This is a genomic window from Halomonas sp., assembly GCF_041689495.1.
Taxonomy (GTDB): domain Bacteria; phylum Pseudomonadota; class Gammaproteobacteria; order Pseudomonadales; family Halomonadaceae; genus Halomonas.
Window position 1 is genome coordinate 1 of record NZ_JBDNGD010000157.1, and the last position, 2243, is coordinate 2243.

A 2243-nucleotide genomic window follows, 5' to 3' on the forward strand; every position below is an offset into this window, starting at 1 on the left:
CCGGGCAAGGGCGGCCAGGAGCATCTGGGCCTGCCGGTGTTCAACACCGTCAAGGAAGCCGTGGCGGCGACCGGTGCCGAGGCAAGCGTGATCTATGTGCCGGCGCCGTTCTGCAAGGATTCGATCCTCGAGGCGGCCAATGGCGGCATCAAGCTGATCGTCTGCATCACCGAGGGGATTCCCACCCTCGACATGCTCGATGCCAAGGTGAAGTGTGACGAATTGGGCGTGCGCCTGATCGGCCCCAACTGCCCGGGTGTCATCACGCCGGGTGAGTCCAAGATCGGTATCATGCCGGGCCATATCCACCAGCCCGGCAAGGTCGGCATCGTGTCACGCTCCGGCACCCTGACCTATGAAGCCGTCAAGCAGACCACCGACCATGGCTTCGGCCAGTCCAGCTGTGTGGGCATCGGCGGTGACCCGATCCAGGGATCCAGCTTCATCGACATTCTCGCGTTGTTCGAGAAGGACCCGGCCACCGAGGCGATCGTGATGATCGGCGAGATCGGCGGCACCGCCGAGGAAGAGGCCGCCGCCTACATCAAGGCCAATGTCTCAAAGCCGGTGGTGTCCTACATCGCCGGCGTCACCGCGCCTCCGGGCAAGCGCATGGGCCATGCTGGGGCGATCATCTCCGGCGGCAAGGGTACCGCCGACGAGAAGTTCGCCGCCCTGGAGGACGCCGGTGTGGTGACCGTGCGCTCGCTCGCCGAGATCGGCGATGCCCTGAAGAAGGTCACCGGCTGGTAGGTCGCGCTGTCAACAGGAATGAGGTCGTTTAAGGGCACCCGGTGGATGCCCTTTTTTTAGGAGGTTATTTCAGCAGCGGCGGCGTTGACAATTTATCGCGTTAGCCTATTATACCATCCATATGGATGGTATATGGATTCCATTGGGAGGCTGCGTGGGCTCTCCCGCTCTTTTTCAACGAGGCATAACGCATGAACGTGCATGAGCTGCGCCGCAAGACAGGCGACTCCAGCGAAAAAATCACTATCAATCTGGGGGTCGTCGATCTGGGACAAATCGACCTGCTTGTTCAGGAAGGGTTCTATTCCAATCGCACTGATCTGATCCGCACGGCTATCCGTAATCAATTGGCGACCCATGCCGAGGTGGTCAGGGAGACCGTGACCCGCAAGGCCTTCGTGCTGGGGCTCGAGCACTACAGTCGCGCGGATCTGGAAACCCTGCAGTCGGCCGGAGAAACCTTGCAGATTCAAGTTCTAGGCATGGCCAGCATTGCCGAGGATGTGTCACCGGAGCTTGCCCGAGCCACCATCGAGTCGGTGGTAGTGTTGGGCGCCCTAAATGCCAGCTCGGCGGTAAAGGCCGCGCTGGCAGATCGAATCCACTGAAGGAATATTGACGATGATCGACACCAGCATGACGAGCCGAATGGAAGAAGCGACGCGTCTCACGCGCGCCGGACAGTTACATGAGGCCATGGCAATCCTTCAAGGCGCCCTTCCCGAGGCGAGGGGTGAGGAAACGCCGGACAAACAGCACACCGGAGGCAACATCTTCGAGGGGACCTGCTGCGTTATCGACGAGGAGGTTGTGACGTCGAAGCGATCTTGTGATGAGCCGCTATCGCATGGGACCAGGAGGCCCTCCTCGGGAGCGAGACCATCTTCGGCGTGTAGTTCCGCTCGCCAGGCCACTAACGAGGCATCCCCGGCCGGCAATATCGGCTTGTCTTCTGTGTGGCGCGACAAATGGCAACAATTTCGAGGATCCGTTGTGCCACCCGAGCCGACGCGGAGCGCCAATGAGGTAGCAAAGCCTGGCTCCTTCACTACCGGAAGCTTCACCAATCTTGCCGGTACACGCGATTACAAGCTGTATATCCCCAGCGGCTATCACGGCCAGGTACTGCCTCTGGTGGTCATGCTGCATGGTTGTACGCAGAATCCCGATGATTTTGCCGCCGGAACACGCATGAACAAGCTGGCCGAAGAGCAGCTGTGTTGCGTGCTCTATCCGGCCCAGCCGATAACCGCAAACACATCGAAATGCTGGAACTGGTTCAAGGCCGAAGACCAGCAGCGCGAGCGTGGTGAGCCGGCCATCATCGCCGGCATGACGCGTCAGATAATCGATACGCACGGGCTTGATGCGAGCCGGGTCTACGTGGCAGGCCTCTCGGCGGGCGCGGCCATGGCGACGACGCTGGCCATGACCTATCCGGACCTCTTTGCGGCGGTGGGCGTGCATTCCGGGTTGCCCCACGGCGTGGC

3 protein-coding genes are annotated in these 2243 nt (G+C 60.9%); all 3 read left to right on the plus strand.

From position 1 onward, the window contains the following. The coding region (gene sucD, locus ACESMD_RS05265) for a succinate--CoA ligase subunit alpha (protein WP_372611012.1) at positions 1-753 on the plus strand (753 nt) is incomplete at its 5' end. A 191-nt stretch (positions 754-944) separates the two neighbouring features. Continuing rightward, a complete protein-coding gene (locus ACESMD_RS05270) occupies positions 945-1361 on the plus strand; it encodes a CopG family transcriptional regulator (protein ID WP_372611014.1) in 417 nt (138 codons plus the stop codon). Positions 1362-1374: 13 nt separating this feature from the next. Then, positions 1375-2243 (plus strand): PHB depolymerase family esterase (locus tag ACESMD_RS05275; protein WP_372611016.1); only part of this gene is annotated, 869 nt, incomplete at its 3' end.